Origin of the sequence: Corynebacterium oculi, assembly GCF_001412105.1 — a bacterium.
GTDB lineage: Bacteria > Actinomycetota > Actinomycetes > Mycobacteriales > Mycobacteriaceae > Corynebacterium > Corynebacterium oculi.
In genome coordinates, this window is record NZ_LKST01000001.1 from 734748 (window position 1) to 751017 (window position 16270).

The following is a 16270-nucleotide window of genomic DNA, read 5'->3' on the forward strand; positions in this document are numbered from 1 at the left end:
TCCTTCATTCTAGCGCCCTGTTCCCACCGGCAACCGGCGATCCACCACCAACCCCGCCAGCCCGACCACGGCCAAAAGCGCCAGCACCGCGATCAAGGAGGAGTCGGGAGTTCCGGTCAGGGAATCTCCGAGGAATACCACGGCGAGGGTTCCCGGCGCCGAACCCACCGCCGTGGCCGCGGCGAAGGGAAGCACGCGCACAGGGGAGAGGGCCGCCGCGTAGTTGAGCAGGCTAAAGGGGATGCCGGCGATCATCCGCAGCGACCCCACGGCCAGCCAGCCGCGCCGCTCCAGGCGAATGACCAGCCCGGCCACGGCGGGGTGCCTCAGGCGCGGGCGCATCCACTCGCCGAGTAACCCGCGCACGAGCACCAGCGAGACCACCGCGGAGGCCGTGGTGGCGCTCAGCGCCAGCGTCACGCCCCACCACGGGCCAAAAAGCACCCCCGAGGCCAGCGTGAGCACCGTGCGGGGAATGGGAAACTGCGTGATTGCCACGTAGAGGAACCAAAAGAACACCGGAAACCACGCGCCCGTGTGCTCCGACCACGCGCGCAGGGTGCTCAGCCCCGGCACCTCCGCCCACAGGGTGACCGCGAGGAAACAGGCCAGGGCCACCGCCACCCACAGGCGACGCCCCCACGACCAGCCGCCCACAGCCCGCCAGGCGTCGCGAAGCAGGAGGGTGAGGAAGTCCCTCACTCTTCGGGCAGGCTCGGCGGCAGCCACATGGCCACCTCGGTGGGGCCTTCTCCGTGGAGGGGGAGTTCCCCTAGCGGAGCGAAACCCAGCGAGGCGTAGAGCTTGGCCGAGCGCCGCGTGGAGGATTCCAGGTACACGGCCTGGTTTCCGGCCCGCTCCATGCCCGCCTTGAGCAGTTGCGAGCCCACTCCCTTGCCCTGGGCTGCGGGCGAGACCGCGAGGGCGTAGAGGTACCAGTGGGGGAACTTGGGGTGGTGGGCCGCCAGTTCCCGCTCCCGGAGATACATGGTGGGCAGGTGGCGGCCGAAGAGCTTGGCGTATCGCTTGAGCGCGGTTGCTTGATCGGAAAGCCCCGCCTTTTTCCCTTCCGGGGTGTTCCACAGGGCCACGCCGAGGATTTCTCCGTTCTCCTCGGCTACGTCGATGACTCCGGCGGGCTCGTACTCGTGGGTGATCTGGAGATCAAAGATCTCGTGGATCACGCCCCAAGTGTCGGAGGAGGTGGCCAACGTGGCCACCCGCGCGAAGGAGGGGTCGCCGTGAAAGGCACGGGCTAGAACCCCCACGGCTGCGTCCCGGTCACTGGGCTGGTATGAGCGAATAAGCATAAGAACATCCTACAAAGACGAAAAGACCCGCCAGGGGGCGGGTCTTTTTCCGGTTGTGCCCGGAGGGGGACTTGAACCCCCACGTCCGTTAATAGGACACTAGCACCTCAAGCTAGCGCGTCTGCCATTCCGCCACCCGGGCAGGTGGTTCATGCGAACGACGTTTACCTTAACCCACCCCCATATTTGCCCACAAATCAGCAGTTCACGGCGCATTTTCCCAGAATGGGAATAACACGTGTGAAAGTTCGTGTAGAAGTGGAGGCATGAGTTATTCCTACGCCACCGATCCCCGTTTCCCCGGCCCCGACCCCTACGCCCCCCTCAAGGATCTTCCCGAGTTTCCGCTGCGCTCCCAGGACTTCGAGGACGGCCAGCGCCTGCCCGACGCCCTCGCCGCACCAACGTCCCGTTCCCCCCACCTCGCCTGGGCCGACCTCCCCGAGGGAACCAAGTCACTGGCCATCACCTGCTTCGATCCCGACGCCCCCACCGCCGCCGGCTTCTGGCATTGGGCGGTGTGCAATATCCCCGCCGACGTATCCGAGATCGCCAACGGCGAGACTCTCGACGCCGCCCTCACCCTCGTGGGCGATAGCGGGCAGCGCGCCTACTACGGGCCGCAGCCGCCCGAGGGGCACGGCCCGCACCGTTATCTCTTTGCCGTGCACGCCGTGGACGTGGAAAGCCTCGACATCGACGCCTCAGCCAGCCCCACCGTGCTGGGCTTCCAGCTCTATTTCCACTCCCTGGGCCGCGCCGTGCTCTGGGGCTGGTACGAGAACTAATCCACCCAGGGACGCCCGCAGCCCACGGCCTCGGCGATGTTGTTGAAGCCCTGGGCGCGGATCTGCTCCGCCAGGCCGCGGTGAATATCCCGGATCCAATCCGGGCCGCCGTAGATCAACCCGGTGTACCCCTGGAGCAGGGTGGCCCCGGCGGCGATGCGCTCCCAGGCCTGCTGCGGGGTCTCTATTCCGCCCACGGAGATCAACACCAGCTGGTCGCCCACCCGCCCGCGCAACCGGGCCAGAACCTCCAGGGCGCGCGCCGCCACCGGGGGGCCGGAGATTCCGCCGGGGCCGAGCTCCTCCACCTTGCGGGTGGCTAGACCCTCCCGGGAGATGGTGGTGTTGGTGGCCACGATGCCCGCCAACCCCAATTCCAGGGCCAGATCCGCCACCGCGTCCACGTCCTCGTCGGAGAGATCGGGGGCGATCTTCACCAGCACGGGGGCGTCCGTGGTCTCCTGCACCGCCTGCAAGATCGGGCGCAGGGATTCCACCGCCTGAAGATCCCGCAGCCCCGGGGTATTGGGGGAGGAGACGTTGACCACCAGGTAGGTGGCCAGGTGCTCCAGGAGATTCGCGGAGCGACGATAATCCTCCACCGCCCCTTCCAGGGGAACCACCTTGGTCTTGCCGATATTGACGCCCACGATGTCCTCGTAGCGGCGGCGATACAGGTTGGTGGCCACCTGGGCGGCACCGGGATTATTGAAGCCCATGCGGTTGAGGATTCCGCGATCCGCTTTGAGCCGGAACAACCTCGGTGCGGGGTTTCCCGGCTGCGGGGAGGCGGTCACGGTGCCGATCTCCGCGTAACCGAAGCCCAGCGGGGTCCAGAGGTCGGGGGAGTTGGCGGACTTATCGAAGCCCGCCGCCAGCCCCAGGGGACGGGGAAAGACCACCCCAAAGACCTCCTGCTCCAGGATAGGGTCGCGCACCGGCATCACGCGGCCGATGAGGCGATTGAGCGGCCCCACAAACTGCAACATGCCCAAGACGTCGCTCACCATGCCGTGAATACGCTCCGGTTCCATGGTGAAAAGACCCTTGAGAATCAGACGGTAGGCGGTATTGCGAATAGCACCCATAGGAATCCTTACGTGGAAGAGGTGGGGTTAGAAATCACTTGAAGACCCTCGCCGCTGGCGGAGGCCAGCACGAGGGTTCCCGAGTCGAGGGCCACGAGGGAGGTGGCCTGTGCCACGGTGGGGAGATCGTGACGCTGTTGCGGCACCCCCTGGGAAATATCCCAGCCGGTGAGGAGATTATCCGCCGTGGAGGCCACCCACGCCATGCGATGATGATCGTCCCAGGCCACGCCCCAGGGGGACGGCGGCACCGGCACCGTCTGGTGGAGGCGGATCACATCATCTGCGGTGCACACCGCCAATTGGTTGCCGGTGGTATCGGAGGCCAGCAGCAGCCCCTCGGAACCGGCGCTGATGCGCCCCACGCCCAGGCCCACGCGCAGGCGGCCGCCCTCGCGGTCATGGGTCCAATCCACGTCCTGAATGGTGGTGTCCTCCGCCCAGGTGCGCACGATGGCGTCGGGGGCGCCCTCGATGGGCAGGGACACCAATTGCGTGGTGGGGGCGGCCACCCCGATGGTGGTGGGTTCCTCCCCCTGGGGGTAGATCACCACCTCGTTATCCGCATCGTTGGCCGTGACCAGCTCTCCGCTGCTAAGCACCGTGGCGGCGGTGGCCGGGTGCTCCACCTCGCGCACCTGCTCGTCGCGGGGATTATCCGCCGGGTACAAGCGCACCTCGCTGCCGCAGGCCACCACGAAGGTAGAGCCGGCGGCCGTCAGCTCACCGCACTCGGGGGAGAGCTTCACCGTGGTGGCGGAGTTGTCCCGGAAATCCGCCACCGTACCCACGCTCAGCGCCCCGGCAGAACGCAGGGCAAGGACCTCGCCCACGCTCTCCATCGCCTGCACTTGGGCCACCTGCTCCGGCAGCGCGATCACCTCCCCTGCGGGGCGAACGCTCGGGGCAGAGGGCGCGGCGGTGGCGTTTCCCATCTCATCGCCCAGATCGGAGGGAACCTGCGATTGGCAGCCCGCCGCCAGCAGCGCCGTGCCCGCCAGCGCAAGCATGGCCGTGTACTTCGCCCTGTTCGCCATCTTCACACCCATTTTCACACTTAGGAACTCTAGCAGCGCCCTCATCGAGATATATCGTCAAGCGCCTTCTGGATCGGCCCCGGCAGGCTCGCCTGCGCGCAACGCGCGATGTCCTCCGGCACCCGGGCCTCCACCAGGGTCGAGGCCACGGTCTCGCGCTGGCGCACCCAGGCCACCGCCGCGGTATCCGCGGATAGCCCCAGGCCCTCCGCCGCGGTGCGCAGGGCCTCCGCGATCTGGCCCGCGCGCTGGCCGCGCAGCCGGGGCGCGTGGGGATCGTCTGGGGCGATCTCCCCGGTGAGCACGCCGTGCGCCAGGGGATCGGCGGCGATGATCCCCACGCCCAGGTACTCCGCAGCCGGCATCGTCTCCCACTCGGCCTCGCGCATGAGCAGGGAATAGGGCGCCTGCGCGGCCACCACCCCCCGGCGGGTGTGGGTCACGGCGAGCTGCCATCCGGTATAGCCGCGCACCCCGGCGTAGCGCACCCGGCCGGTCTCCACCGCGTAATCCATGGTTGCGGCCACCTCTTCCACGGGGGTGTGCGGGTCCCAGTAGGCCACGCTCCATAGATCAAGGTGCTCCAGGTTGAGTCTTCTTAAGATCCCATCGAGGTCATTGAGCAGGGCGCGCCGCGAGCAATCCACGCGGCGACCGGCCGGGGAGTCGGGGTTGACCCCGGAGGCGGCAGAAAGCACCAGGTCACGCTGGTGAATATCCCGGCCCAAGCCGGAAAGAGCCTCCACCGAGGAAATGTCCATCAGATTGCCCCCGGCGTCGAGGAAGGCGCGCAGGAGGGCGGGGGTGGCGTCGATAGCCACCCGGTGCCCCCAGTGCGCGGTGCTCAGACCCAGCGCGGATACCCGCAACCCGGATTGCCCCAGTGTTCTTAAGTCCACCGTCCCTAGCCTAGTAGTAGGGTCATGCGGGTGACTGACATGACCGTGCTTGCTTCCGCTGCCGCCGATCCCGCGCAAATGTCCTGGATTCAGGTGATCGTGCTCTCCATCGTCCAGGGTCTCACCGAGTTCCTGCCGGTGAGTTCCTCCGGGCACCTGCGCATCGTCTCCGAGCTGTTCTGGGGGGCCGATGCCGGGGCCTCCTTTACCGCCGTGGTGCAGCTGGGCACCGAGTTGGCGGTGGTGGTGTACTTTGCCCGAGATATTTGGAAGATCGTGACGGCCTGGTTCCGGGGGTTGTTCGATAAGGCGCAGCGGGGATTTGATTACCGCATGGGTTGGATGGTGATCGCTGGTTCCCTGCCCATCGGCGTCGTGGGGGTGCTTTTTCAAGACGCCATCCGGGATACGCTGCGCAACCTGTGGATCACGGCCACGGTGCTCATTCTCTTTTCCTTCGTGTTTATCCTCGCGGAAAGGATCGGCCGCAAGGATCGCTCCTTTGAGGAACTGACCATGAAAGACGCGCTGGTCATGGGCCTGTGCCAGTGCCTGGCCCTGATTCCCGGGGTGTCTCGTTCCGGTGGCACCATCTCCGGCGGTCTGTTCCTGGGCCTAGAGCGCGAGGTGGCCACGAGGTTCTCCTTCCTACTGGCCATTCCCGCCGTCATGGCCTCGGGCCTGTTCTCCCTCAAGGATGTTTTTGATCCCGCCGTGGGGCAGGCCGCCTCGGGTGGGCAGTTGCTGGCGGGCACGGCGATCTGCTTTGTCTTGGGCTACGCCTGCATCGCGTGGTTGCTCAGGTTCGTGGCCAACCATTCCTTCGCGTGGTTTGCGGCGTATCGCATTCCGCTGGGTATCCTCGTGATGATCCTGCTGGCGGTGGGCCTGTTGTAGAGCGCGGCAGGGCCTGCCCACCAGCGATTGCTACCCGATTGCTACCCGTCAGCGCCCACCGCCAGCGCAAAAAGGTTAGGGTGTATGCCATGCGTTCTTGGCCCTCGCCTTCCATTCCTTCCGTTCCCGGCAGCCCCGTGGCGCTGCGCCTTTATGACACCGCTGATCGGGCCGTGCGCGAGGTGGAAATCCCGGAGAACGGCCCGGTGGGGATCTACGTCTGCGGGATCACCCCCTATGACTCCACCCACCTCGGCCACGCCGCCACCTATCTGGCCTTTGACCTGGTGCACCGGGTGCTCCTAGATAACGGACACGCGGTGCGCTACGTGCAAAACATCACGGACGTGGACGATCCACTCTTCGAGCGCGCCGCGCGCGACGGGGTGGATTGGCGGGAGCTGGGAACCTCGCAGATAGACAAGTTCCGCGGGGACATGGAGGCCCTGAGCGTGATCCCGCCGCAGGATTACGTGGGTGCGATGGAATCCGTGGACGAGGTGATTCGGATGGTGTCCGCGCTGCTGGATCGGGGGGCGGCCTATACCGTCGATGACGCGGAGTACCCGGATGTGTACGCCTCCGTGGACGCCACGGAGCAATTTGGTTACGAGTCCGGCTATTCCTGGGCCCAGATGGCGGAGTTCTTTGCCGAGCGCGGCGGGGACCCCGAACGCCCAGGCAAGGCGCACAGCCTGGATGCCCTGGTGTGGCGCGCGCAGCGCCCCGGTGAGCCGGCCTGGGATTCCCCCTTCGGCCCCGGCCGTCCCGGCTGGCACATCGAGTGCTCCGCCATCGCCACCAACCGCCTGGGCGCGCATTTCGCGGTGCAGGGCGGGGGTTCCGATCTGATCTTCCCGCACCACGAGTTTTCCGCCGCGCACGCGGAGGCCGCGCTGGGCTGCGAGCGCATGGCGGGGCACTACGTGCATACCGGCATGATGGCCCTGGACGGCACCAAGATGTCTAAGTCCCTGGGAAACCTGGTTTTTGTCTCCGACCTGGTGCGCGAGGGCCACGATCCCAGCGCCATTCGCCTGGGCGTTTTCTCCGGGCACTATCGCAGCGACCGGGACTGGTCTACGGAGGTGCTTGCCGAGGCCGAGCAGCGCCTTGCCCGCTGGCGAGAGGCGGCCCGGCGCGGTGGTTCCGCCGACCATGCGCGCGCCGTGGTCTCCGCGATTCGGGAGCGCCTTGCTCACGACCTCAATGCCCCCGGCGCCCTGGCCGCAGTAGACGAGTGGGCGCGCACCTGCTCCGAGGAGGGCCAGGGCAGCGCCGTGGTGGCGGCCGTGGACGCCCTGCTGGGCGTGCGTTTGTAGGCAACATACTCCACAATGGAGTCCATGAGCACTCCCTCCGCCGCTCTTCGCAGCGAGTTTCAGTCGGCCGTCGATCAGTTTCTCACGGATCTCACCACCTTCGTCTCCGGGGCCTACCTGCACGAGGAGGAGCGGGATCGCTGGGATCAGCCCTTCGATCCCAGCGCGCTGGAGGAGCTGCGGGCGATCCTGCACACCCTGCTCGACCGCATGGAGGGCGAACCCCCGGAGGCCGTTCCGGTGTTCCTGCGGGCCACCATCGCGGAGCTGCACGCCTTCAACGAGAAGCATCACGGGGCGGTGCTGGAGCCGGAAGAATACGCGGAACTCAACGATCTCTTCCGCGCCGTCGCCCGCTCCGCCGGATTAGAGGAAGAGGCCCTGCATGACCTCCCCGTCCTGGAATAGCCCCCGCGCCATCTTTTGGGACATGGACGGCACCCTGGTGGACTCCGAGCCGCTGTGGGGGATCGCCACCTATGAGCTCAGCGAGCGCCTGGGCCGCCGCCTGACCCCGGAGCTGCGCGCCGCCACCGTGGGCGGTTCCTTCGGCAACACCCTGCGGGTCTGCGCCGAGCACGCCGGGTTTACCGTCACCGAGCGGGAGGAACGGGTGCTTCACGACGCCATGTTTGCCCGCGTGGGCGAACTCTTTGCGCAGTCCCTGGGGCCCCGGCCCGGGGTGCGGGCCCTGCTTTCCGCCCTGCGCGAACGCGGGATTCCCATGCTGGTGACCACGAACACCGAGCGCAGCCTGGCCGATGAGGCCATTGCCGCCGTGGGGGCGGAGTTCTTCTGCGATTCCGTGACCGGGGACGAGGTGCCGCGCTTTAAACCCGCCCCGGATATGTACGAGGAGGCCGCTCGCCGGGTGGGGGCGGCGCCGGGGGAGTGCCTGGTCTTTGAGGACTCCCCGGCGGGCATGAGCGCCGCCGTGGCGGCCGGGTGCCGGGTGATCGGCCTGCCGGAGGATCCCCGCGACGCGGTGCCCGGGGTGCTGCTCATGCAGGAGATGCGCGATGGTTCGCGTTCCTTTGACGGGGTGCGGGCCGAGGATGTTGAGAGATGGTTCACTCTGTGCGCCTCGGCATGAGATAATCCTGCGGGTGAAGAACTTTGACTCGCTGTATCAGGAATTGCAGTCCCGCGCGCAGGCCAGCCCGGAGGATTCCGCCACCGCCGCCGCCCTGGCCTCCGGCGTCCACAGCATAGGCAAGAAGGTGGTGGAAGAGGCCGCCGAGGTGTGGATGGCTGCGGAATACCAGTCCAAGGAGGAGCTGGCGGAGGAAGTCTCCCAGCTCATGTACTGGGCGCAGGTCATCATGCTCTCCCGCGGGCTGACTCCCGACGATATTTACCGCTACCTCTAGGAGGCACCACCATGATGCGCATTGCCGTGCCCAATAAGGGCGCCCTGGCCGACGTCGCCGCCACCATTCTCAAGGAGGCGGGCTACGCCTCCCGGCGGGATTCCAAGGCCCTCAACGTGATCGACCGCACCAATAACGTGGAGTTCTTTTTCCTGCGGCCCAAAGACATCGCCATTTACGTGGCCTCGGGCGAGTTGGACCTGGGCATCACCGGGCGCGACCTCGCCGCGGATTCCCAGGCCGAGGTGGTGGAGGTGCTCTCCCTGGGATTTGGGGCCTCCACCTTCCGCTTCGCGGCCCCGGCCGGGCAGGAGTGGACGGTGGAGGGCATCGCGGGACGCCGGGTGGCCACCGCCTATCCGCACCTGGTGCGCACCTACCTGGAGCAGAGGGGGATTGACGCCACCGTGATCCGCCTGGACGGCGCGGTGGAGATTTCCATCAAGCTCGGCGTGGCGGACGTGATCGCGGACGTGGTCTCCACGGGGGCCACGCTGCGCCAGCAGGGGCTGGAGCCCTTCGGAGAGGCGATCTGCCGCTCAGAGGCCGTGGTGGTCAGCCGTACCCCCGAAATCACCCCCGATCAGCGTGTGATGTTACGCAGGTTTGAGGGAATCGTGCACGCGCACCACTACGTCATGCTCGATTACAACGTCGCCCGCGCCCGCCTGGAGGAGGCCACCTCCATCACACCGGGGCTCTCCGGCCCCACGGTTTCACCCCTGACCAGGCCCGATTGGGTGGCGGTGCGCGCCATGATCCCGCGCTCGGAGGCGAACGACGTCATGGACGCCCTCGCCGGGGTGGGGGCGGAGGCGATCCTGGCCACGGATCTGCGGATAGCGAGGATCTAGGCAAAACCCACATCCTCGCTAGTATGGAGGCGTCAATTCACCCATCGAGAAAGGACGCCGTTTCCACATGGCCACGTCGAAAAAGACTGCCAAGGCTAAGACTCAGGAAGCGAGCACCCCCACCCCGGGTACTCGGACGGAGGAGGATCTGCTGGGAACCATGGAGGTTCCCGCCTCCGCGTACTACGGCATTCACACCCTGCGCGCCGTGGAGAACTTCCAGATCTCCCGCAACACCATCAATCAGGTGCCCGCCTTCATTCGTGGAATGGTTCAGGTGAAAAAGGCCACGGCCATGGCCAACCGCCGCCTGCACACCCTGCCTCGGAAGAAAGCGGAGGCCATCATCTGGGCCTGCGATCAGATCCTGGAGAAGGGCCGGTGCATGGATCAATTCCCCATCGACCTCTTCCAGGGCGGGGCCGGAACCAGCCTCAACATGAACACCAACGAGGTGATCGCCAATCTCGCCCTGGAGCACCTGGGCGAGCCCAAGGGTTCCTACAACATCATCAACCCCAACGATGACGTGAACATGTCGCAGTCCACCAATGATGCCTACCCCACCGGCTTCCGCCTGGGCGTGTACAACGAGTTGATGAGCCTCATCGAGGCTTACGACGCCCTCCAATCCGCCTTCCAGGCCAAGGGCGCGGAGTTCGAGGACATCCTCAAGATGGGCCGCACGCAGCTCCAAGACGCCGTGCCCATGACCCTGGGCGACGAGTTCCGCGCCTTCGCCTCCAATCTCAGCGAGGAGCAGGCCATCATGCGGGCGGCCGCCGATCGCCTCCTGGAGGTCAACCTCGGGGCCACGGCCATTGGCACCGGGGTGAACACGCCTGCGGGCTACCGGCATCAGGTGGTGGCCGCCCTCAGCGAGACCACCGGCCTGGAGATCAAGTCCGCCAAGGATCTCATCGAGGCCACCTCCGATACCGGCGCCTACGTGCTGGCGCATTCCGCGATCAAGCGCGCGGCCATGAAGCTCTCCAAGATCTGTAACGATCTGCGCCTGCTCTCCTCCGGCCCCACGGCGGGCCTCCACGAGATCAACCTGCCCCCACGCCAGGCGGGCTCCTCCATCATGCCGGGCAAGGTCAATCCGGTGATCCCGGAGGTGGTCAACCAGGTGTGCTTCAAGGTCTTTGGCAATGATCTCACCGTGGCGATGGCCGCCGAGGCCGGCCAGTTGCAGCTCAACGTGATGGAGCCAGTGATCGGGGAGGCCCTGTTCGAGTCCCTGCGTATCCTGCGCAACGCTGCGGATACGCTGCGCACCAAGTGCGTCACGGGCATCACCGCCAACGCGGAGGTGTGCCGCGCCTACGTGGAAAACTCCATCGGCATCGTCACCTACCTCAACCCCTTCATCGGCCACCACAACGGCGATCTCATTGCCAAGGAGGCCGCCGCCACCGGGGCCAAGGTGCGCGACCTGGTGCTGGACAAGGGTCTGATGGATAAGGAGACCCTGGATCGGGTGTTGTCCAAGGAGAACCTCATGCACCCGGAGTTCCGCGGCACCATTTATCTGGACGATTAATCGGTTAAGCAATCTCACATAAGTTGCCTGGCCAGGGGCCCACGCAGGATAATTAGCGGTGCTACATAACCGCATATCGGAAAGGGCTTTCTCCGATGCTGATCCTGCATATTGCGATCGTCCTCGCGGCGATCGTGCTGGGCGCCCGGCTTGGCTCCATCGCCATCGGCTTTGCCGGTGGCCTCGGCGTCTTGCTCCTGGGCCTCACCGGCGTTCCGGTGAGCCGGGAAGACATTCCCTTCGACGTCATTGGCATCATCATGGCGGTGATCGCCGCCATCGCCGCCATGCAGCGCGCCGGGGGGATGGATCTCCTGGTGTACTGGGCGGAGCGTTTCTTGCGGCGCAATCCCCGCCAGATTACGTTCTGGGCCCCGGTGGTCACCTATCTCATGACGGTCTTTGCCGGCACCGGGCACACCTCCTTTTCCACGCTGCCGGTGATCGTGGAGGTGGCCAAGGAGGGCAAGGTGCGCCCTTCACGCCCGCTCTCGGTGGCGGTGGTGGCCGCGCAGATGGGCATCGTGGCCTCGCCCATCTCCGCCGCCGTGGTCTTTTTGGCCTCCATCCTTGAGCCCCTGGGGGTGTCCTATCTCTCACTGCTTGCGGTGGTCATTCCCGCCACGTTCCTCGCTATCTTCCCCACGGCCTGGTTGAGCAATCGCCTGGGCAAGGAGTTGGAGGATGATCCGATCTACCGCGAGCGCATGGAGCAGGGCCTGGTCAAGGAGCCGTCGATAAGCTCCGCCTATAGCCCTACCCGCGCGGCTAAGGCCTCCGTGGGGATCTTCCTGGCCGCCATCGTGCTGGTGGTGCTGTACGCCACGCTCACCTCCTCCCAGGTGGGGTTGATCGCGGATCCCACGCTGCCGCGCAATGAGGCGATCATGGCGCTGATGCTCAGCGCCGCCACCGTCATCGTGGTGGTCACCAGGATTCCGGCCGGGGACATCCTCAACACCCAGGTGTTTCGCTCCGGCATGTCCGCCTGCATTTGCGTCCTGGGCGTGGCCTGGCTGGGTACCACCATCATCAAGAACAACATGGAGGGCATCGAGTCCCTCGCCGGTTCCGTGCTTCAGTCCAGCCCCTGGCTGCTGGCCGTGGTGCTCTTCTTTGCCGCCGCGCTGCTGTACTCGCAGGCCGCCACCACCCAGGCGCTCATGCCCGCCGCGCTGGCCATGGGGGTGAGCCCGCTGACCGCCGTGGCGGCCTTCCCGGCGGTGTCGGCTCTCTTTGTGCTGCCCACGTATCCCACGCTGCTCGCGGCGGTGGAGATGGACGATACCGGCTCCACCCGCATCGGCCGGGCCGTGTTTAATCACCCCTTCCTCATTCCGGGTGTGGTGTACACGGTGATTGCGGTGGCGCTGGGGTATCTCTTCGGCTCGGTTCTGCTCTAGCCTTGATCCCGCATCGCCCCCCACGCCGCACCCCGCGCGGCTAGGCTAAACATCATGACCCTCACCGATGTTGATATTGCCCAGGCACACCGCCTGGAACCGATCACCGAGATCGCCCGGCGCGCGGGTCTTCCCGAGGCCGCGCTGATTCCCTACGGCACCACCAAGGCGAAGGTGGACGTCAGCGCCTTGCCTCAGCAAGAACCCGGCAAGCTCGTCCTGGTTACCGGGATGTCGCCCACGCCCGCGGGGGAGGGCAAGTCCACCGTGTTGATCGGCCTGGCCGATGCCCTCCGGGAGGCCGGGCATCGCGCCGTCGCCGCGCTGCGGGAGCCCTCGCAGGGGCCGGTCATGGGGATCAAGGGCGGCGCCGCGGGTGGGGGATACTCGCAGGTGGTGCCCATGGAGGATATTAACCTGCACTTTACGGGCGATTTCCACGCCATCGCGGCGGCCACCAATACCCTGGCCGCGCTGATTGATAATCACATTCACCAGGGCAATACCCTGGGCATTGATCCGCGCCAGGTGACCTGGCAGCGCTGCCTGGACGTCAACGATCGTTCCCTGCGCGGGGTCATCACGGGCCTGGGCGGGAGGGCCCACGGGGTGCCCACGGAGACGGGCTTTACCATCACCGCCGCGAGCGAGATCATGGCGGTGCTCGGCCTGGCCACGGACGCGGAGGATCTCAAGGAACGCCTGGGGCGCATCACCATCGGATATACCTACGCCGGGGAGCCGGTGACGGCCTCGGATGTGCAGGCCCAGGGGGCGCTCGCGGCGTTGCTCAAGGACGCCCTGCACCCCAACCTGGTGCAAACGCTGGGCGGCACTCCGGCCTTTGTGCACGGCGGTCCTTTTGCCAATATCGCCCACGGATGCAATACACTGCTGGCCACCCGCACGGCGCTTCGGTGCGGGGAGGTGGTGGTCACGGAGGCCGGCTTTGGTTCCGATCTGGGGGCGGAGAAGTTCTTTGACATCAAGGCTCGCTACGGCCTGGACGTGGCGGGCACGGTGATCGTAGCCACCATTCGCTCCCTGAAGTTTAACGGCGAGGCCCAGGATTACTCCGTGGAGGATACCGAGGCGCTGCGCCGGGGTTTGGTGAACCTGGATCGCCACGTGCGCAACGTGCGCAGGTTCGGCGTGGAGCCGGTGGTGGCGCTGAACCTGTTTAGCGCCGATACCTCGGCGGAGCGCGAGGTGGTGGCCGGCTGGGCCGCGGATCAGGGCGTGCGGCTGTGCGAGGTGGAGGTGTGGGCCAAGGGCGGCGCGGGGGCCGCCGATCTGGCCCGGGCCGTCATGGATCACCTCGGGGAGGGCTCCCACCCGCTGTACGATCCGAGCGAGGGGATAAAGGAATCCATTGCTACCATCGCCCGGGAAATCTACGGGGCCGCCGCCGTGGAGTTTTCACCGCGCGCGAAGAAGGACTTGGCGCGCCTGCGTCGCCACGGTTGGGATCGGCTGCCGGTGTGCATTTCTAAGACGCAGTATTCTTTCAGCGACGATCCCTCGGCGCTGGGTGCGCCGGAGGGGCACACTCTGCACGTGCGCGAGCTGCTGCCGCGCACGGGGGCGGGTTTTGTGGTGGTGCTCACCGGGGACGTGATGACCATGCCGGGGCTGCCTAAGCGTCCGGCGGCCAACGGCATCGACATGTCCGCCGACGGCACCATCAGCGGATTGTTCTAGGGCGCTTCCCCCGGCCAGCCGGGGTACTGCGGCGGGGTGCCCCCGAAGGCGGGGCAGTATTCCTGGAAGGAGCACCAGCCGCAGAGTTTGGAGGTCTTGGGCGCAAAGGTGCCGTCCTGCCCGTCGCGGACGATGGCCTCCCATAGGCGGGCGAGGTCGCGCTCAAAGTACTCCAGTTCCTCCTTGGAGGGGGAGAGCAGCATGTCGTCATGCACCTTGAGGTACATAAGGCGGAGTTGATCGGGGATCTTTCCGTGCAGCCGCCAATACACCAGGGCGTAGAAGCGCATCTGGAACTGGGCGCTCTGGGCGTAGCGCGGCGGCGGTTTCTTGCCGGTCTTATAGTCCACCACGCGCACCTGACCGGTGGGGGCGATGTCGATGCGGTCGATGAAGCCGCGCACGGGCACCCCGTTGGGCAGGGTGGTGCCCACGTATTGCTCGCAGGAGTGGGCGTCAAAGCCCTGGGGGTTTTCCATCATAAAGTACCCCTTGAGCAGGGTGCGGCACTCCACCAGGAAGGGGTATTCCTCGGGCACGAGTTCCACGAGGTCTGGGTCCTCCGCGCACATGCGCTCCCAGTGCGGCTTAAGGCGCTTGACGGCCGCAGGGTAGGAGCGCTGCTCGCGGGGCCAGGCGTGCATGTCCTCTAAAACGGCGTGCACCAGGGTTCCCTTGACCTGCGCCACGGTGGAGGGCTCGGGGAGTTTATCAATCGCCCGGAAGCGATAAAGCAGGGGGCATTGCTGATAATCGTTGGCGCGCGAGGGGGAGAGGGCCGGAGAACTCATGGCTTCCCAGCCTAACCATGATTGACTGGTGGGTATGAATGAGACCACCGATTTCCTCGATTTCCTTGCCGCCTCCCCCAGCGCGGCGCACGCTGCCCGAGAGGTGGAGCGCCGCCTGGGGTTTTCTGCCCTCGACCCGGCCCGCACCTGGGCCCTGCCCACCGGGGGATACTCTCCCTGCGCCGGGGCGGGGCCGTCGTGGCGTGGTGGGTGCCCGAGGAGGTGGGCCCGGATTCCGGGGTGCGGATCATCGGGGCCCACACGGATTCGCCCGGTTTTGTGCTGAAGCCGCAGCCGGAACGCTTCTCTGCGGGGTGGCCGCAGGCCGGGGTGGAGGTCTACGGTGGGCCGCTGCTGTCCTCGTGGTTCGACCGGGAGTTGTCCCTGGCTGGGGAGGTGGTGCTGGCCGATGGCTCCCGCACCCTGATCCACACGGAGCCGGTGCTGCGGATCCCGCGCCTGGCCATTCACCTGGATCGGGATGCGGAGATCAACCGTCAAACGCACGTGCAGCCCATTCTTACGGCGGCCGAGTCCACCGTGAGTGAGGTGATCGCCCAGGCCGCGGGCGTGGAGCCCCATGACATTTTTGGGCACTGGCTTATGCTTGCCGACGCCCAGCCGCCCCGCCTCAGCGGCGATCTGCTGGCCTCGGGCAGGCTGGACAATCTGACCTCGGTGTATGCGGGTATGCGCGCGCTGGAGGGCGCGGTGGCCTCGGGGGAGGAGGGCACGGACATCTGGGTGTTGGCGGCCTTTGACCACGAGGAGGTGGGCAGCGCCAGCACGCGCGGGGCGGCTGGGCCGATGCTGGGGGAGGTACTGGATCGCATCGCGGCGGCCTGCGGGCTCGATCCGTATCCCCTGTACGCGCGCTCCACGATGGTCTCGGCCGATGCCGCGCACGCGGTGCACCCCAATTACCCGGAGAAGCACGATTCCGAGCACCGCCCGCTACTCGGGCGCGGCCCGGTGACCAAGATCAACGCCAATCAGCGCTATGCCTCTACCGCCGCCACCACGGCGATGTGGCGGCGGTGCTGCGAGGCCGCGGGCGTGCCCTCCCAGGTGTTCGCGGGCAATAATGCGGTGCCCTGTGGTTCCACCATCGGCCCCATCTCCGCCACGCGCCTGGGCATTGACACCGTGGACGTGGGCGTGCCGCTGCTGTCCATGCATTCAGCCCGCGAGGTCTGTGCGGCGCAGGACATGGTGTGGTTCCGGGAGGCCCTTGAGGCATACTTGATCAACAGTTAAGTACCCC

Annotated in this window: 16 protein-coding genes, 1 tRNA gene and 1 pseudogene; 11 read left to right on the forward strand and 7 right to left on the reverse strand. The window is 66.6% G+C overall.

Annotated features, from left to right (window positions below; all coding sequences use genetic code 11):
* Nucleotides 1-9: 9 nt before the first annotated feature.
* The 3 genes from Cocul_RS03480 to Cocul_RS03490 form a co-directional block, all read right to left on the reverse strand.
* Nucleotides 10-729, reverse strand: coding sequence for a TVP38/TMEM64 family protein (locus Cocul_RS03480; protein ID WP_245622085.1), 720 nt, complete (start codon nucleotides 727-729; stop codon nucleotides 10-12).
* A complete protein-coding gene (locus Cocul_RS03485; protein WP_055121889.1) occupies nucleotides 699-1310 on the reverse strand; it encodes a GNAT family N-acetyltransferase in 612 nt (203 codons plus the stop codon). The genes Cocul_RS03480 and Cocul_RS03485 overlap by 31 nt, the downstream gene beginning before the upstream one ends.
* A gap of 56 nt (nucleotides 1311-1366) precedes the next feature.
* Nucleotides 1367-1452 (reverse strand) — tRNA-Leu (locus Cocul_RS03490).
* A 124-nt stretch (nucleotides 1453-1576) separates the two neighbouring features.
* Between Cocul_RS03490 and Cocul_RS03495 the strand changes: the two genes are divergently transcribed.
* Complete coding sequence (locus tag Cocul_RS03495) at nucleotides 1577-2098, forward strand: YbhB/YbcL family Raf kinase inhibitor-like protein (RefSeq protein WP_055121890.1); 522 nt, start codon at nucleotides 1577-1579, stop codon at nucleotides 2096-2098.
* Here Cocul_RS03495 and Cocul_RS03500 read toward each other — a convergent pair.
* From Cocul_RS03500 to Cocul_RS03510, 3 genes are read right to left on the reverse strand one after another with little or no spacing between them, the layout of a single operon-like run.
* Nucleotides 2095-3186: a quinone-dependent dihydroorotate dehydrogenase gene (locus Cocul_RS03500; protein WP_055121891.1), complete on the reverse strand. Its 1092-nt coding sequence runs from the start codon at nucleotides 3184-3186 to the stop codon at nucleotides 2095-2097. The two genes, Cocul_RS03495 and Cocul_RS03500, sit on opposite strands and share 4 nt — an antisense overlap.
* Nucleotides 3187-3194: 8 nt before the next feature.
* Nucleotides 3195-4223, reverse strand: a complete 1029-nt coding sequence (locus Cocul_RS03505; protein ID WP_245622086.1) for an NHL repeat-containing protein — start codon at nucleotides 4221-4223, stop codon at nucleotides 3195-3197.
* A 41-nt stretch (nucleotides 4224-4264) separates the two neighbouring features.
* Entirely contained in the window at nucleotides 4265-5122 is an 858-nt protein-coding gene (locus Cocul_RS03510; RefSeq protein ID WP_069723551.1) for an aldo/keto reductase, read from the reverse strand.
* A 39-nt stretch (nucleotides 5123-5161) separates the two neighbouring features.
* On the opposite strand from Cocul_RS03510, the gene Cocul_RS03515 reads away from it, so the two are divergent.
* The 9 genes from Cocul_RS03515 to Cocul_RS03555 all read left to right on the forward strand — a co-directional run bounded on the left by Cocul_RS03515 (nucleotide 5162) and on the right by Cocul_RS03555 (nucleotide 14215).
* Nucleotides 5162-6019 carry an undecaprenyl-diphosphate phosphatase gene (locus Cocul_RS03515; RefSeq protein ID WP_055121893.1) on the forward strand — a complete coding sequence of 286 codons (858 nt, stop codon included), beginning with the start codon at nucleotides 5162-5164 and terminating at the stop codon, nucleotides 6017-6019.
* A gap of 89 nt (nucleotides 6020-6108) precedes the next feature.
* Nucleotides 6109-7341, forward strand: coding sequence for a cysteine--1-D-myo-inosityl 2-amino-2-deoxy-alpha-D-glucopyranoside ligase (gene mshC, locus Cocul_RS03520; RefSeq protein WP_055121894.1), 1233 nt, complete (start codon nucleotides 6109-6111; stop codon nucleotides 7339-7341).
* A gap of 24 nt (nucleotides 7342-7365) precedes the next feature.
* Nucleotides 7366-7749 carry a hypothetical protein gene (locus Cocul_RS03525; protein WP_150114330.1) on the forward strand — a complete coding sequence of 128 codons (384 nt, stop codon included), beginning with the start codon at nucleotides 7366-7368 and terminating at the stop codon, nucleotides 7747-7749.
* Nucleotides 7727-8434 carry an HAD family hydrolase gene (locus Cocul_RS03530; protein WP_055121896.1) on the forward strand — a complete coding sequence of 236 codons (708 nt, stop codon included), beginning with the start codon at nucleotides 7727-7729 and terminating at the stop codon, nucleotides 8432-8434. Before Cocul_RS03525 ends, Cocul_RS03530 begins: the two co-directional genes overlap by 23 nt.
* Nucleotides 8435-8447: 13 nt before the next feature.
* A complete protein-coding gene (locus Cocul_RS03535; protein WP_055121897.1) occupies nucleotides 8448-8711 on the forward strand; it encodes a phosphoribosyl-ATP diphosphatase in 264 nt (87 codons plus the stop codon).
* 11 nt (nucleotides 8712-8722) lie between these two features.
* Nucleotides 8723-9565: an ATP phosphoribosyltransferase gene (gene hisG / locus Cocul_RS03540; RefSeq protein WP_055121898.1), complete on the forward strand. Its 843-nt coding sequence runs from the start codon at nucleotides 8723-8725 to the stop codon at nucleotides 9563-9565.
* A gap of 67 nt (nucleotides 9566-9632) precedes the next feature.
* Nucleotides 9633-11111: an aspartate ammonia-lyase gene (gene aspA / locus Cocul_RS03545; protein WP_055121899.1), complete on the forward strand. Its 1479-nt coding sequence runs from the start codon at nucleotides 9633-9635 to the stop codon at nucleotides 11109-11111.
* Between the two features lie 95 nt (nucleotides 11112-11206).
* Nucleotides 11207-12514 carry an anaerobic C4-dicarboxylate transporter gene (locus tag Cocul_RS03550; protein ID WP_055121900.1) on the forward strand — a complete coding sequence of 436 codons (1308 nt, stop codon included), beginning with the start codon at nucleotides 11207-11209 and terminating at the stop codon, nucleotides 12512-12514.
* A gap of 54 nt (nucleotides 12515-12568) precedes the next feature.
* On the forward strand, nucleotides 12569-14215 hold the full coding sequence (locus Cocul_RS03555) for a formate--tetrahydrofolate ligase (protein ID WP_055121901.1): 1647 nt from the start codon (nucleotides 12569-12571) through the stop codon (nucleotides 14213-14215).
* Here Cocul_RS03555 and Cocul_RS03560 read toward each other — a convergent pair.
* A complete protein-coding gene (locus tag Cocul_RS03560; RefSeq protein ID WP_055121902.1) occupies nucleotides 14212-15006 on the reverse strand; it encodes a RecB family exonuclease in 795 nt (264 codons plus the stop codon). The genes Cocul_RS03555 and Cocul_RS03560 overlap by 4 nt on opposite strands.
* A 34-nt stretch (nucleotides 15007-15040) precedes the next feature.
* On the opposite strand from Cocul_RS03560, the pseudogene Cocul_RS03565 reads away from it, so the two are divergent.
* Nucleotides 15041-16263, forward strand: a pseudogene (locus Cocul_RS03565) (M18 family aminopeptidase).
* Nucleotides 16264-16270 lie beyond the last annotated feature (7 nt).

Bases quoted from the DNA above. Each gene is read 5' to 3' on its own strand.
- Cocul_RS03495 (WP_055121890.1), top strand. From the start codon at position 1,577: ATGAGTTATTCCTACGCCACCGATCCCCGTTTCCCCGGCCCCGACCCC.
- Cocul_RS03555 (WP_055121901.1), top strand. From the start codon at position 12,569: ATGACCCTCACCGATGTTGATATTGCCCAGGCACACCGCCTGGAACCG.
- hisG (WP_055121898.1), top strand. From the start codon at position 8,723: ATGATGCGCATTGCCGTGCCCAATAAGGGCGCCCTGGCCGACGTCGCC.
- Cocul_RS03485 (WP_055121889.1), bottom strand. From the start codon at position 1,310: ATGCTTATTCGCTCATACCAGCCCAGTGACCGGGACGCAGCCGTGGGG.
- aspA (WP_055121899.1), top strand. From the start codon at position 9,633: ATGGCCACGTCGAAAAAGACTGCCAAGGCTAAGACTCAGGAAGCGAGC.
- mshC (WP_055121894.1), top strand. From the start codon at position 6,109: ATGCGTTCTTGGCCCTCGCCTTCCATTCCTTCCGTTCCCGGCAGCCCC.
- Cocul_RS03560 (WP_055121902.1), bottom strand. From the start codon at position 15,006: ATGAGTTCTCCGGCCCTCTCCCCCTCGCGCGCCAACGATTATCAGCAA.
- Cocul_RS03500 (WP_055121891.1), bottom strand. From the start codon at position 3,186: ATGGGTGCTATTCGCAATACCGCCTACCGTCTGATTCTCAAGGGTCTT.
- Cocul_RS03530 (WP_055121896.1), top strand. From the start codon at position 7,727: ATGACCTCCCCGTCCTGGAATAGCCCCCGCGCCATCTTTTGGGACATG.
- Cocul_RS03525 (WP_150114330.1), top strand. From the start codon at position 7,366: ATGAGCACTCCCTCCGCCGCTCTTCGCAGCGAGTTTCAGTCGGCCGTC.
- Cocul_RS03505 (WP_245622086.1), bottom strand. From the start codon at position 4,223: ATGGCGAACAGGGCGAAGTACACGGCCATGCTTGCGCTGGCGGGCACG.
- Cocul_RS03550 (WP_055121900.1), top strand. From the start codon at position 11,207: ATGCTGATCCTGCATATTGCGATCGTCCTCGCGGCGATCGTGCTGGGC.
- Cocul_RS03515 (WP_055121893.1), top strand. From the start codon at position 5,162: ATGACCGTGCTTGCTTCCGCTGCCGCCGATCCCGCGCAAATGTCCTGG.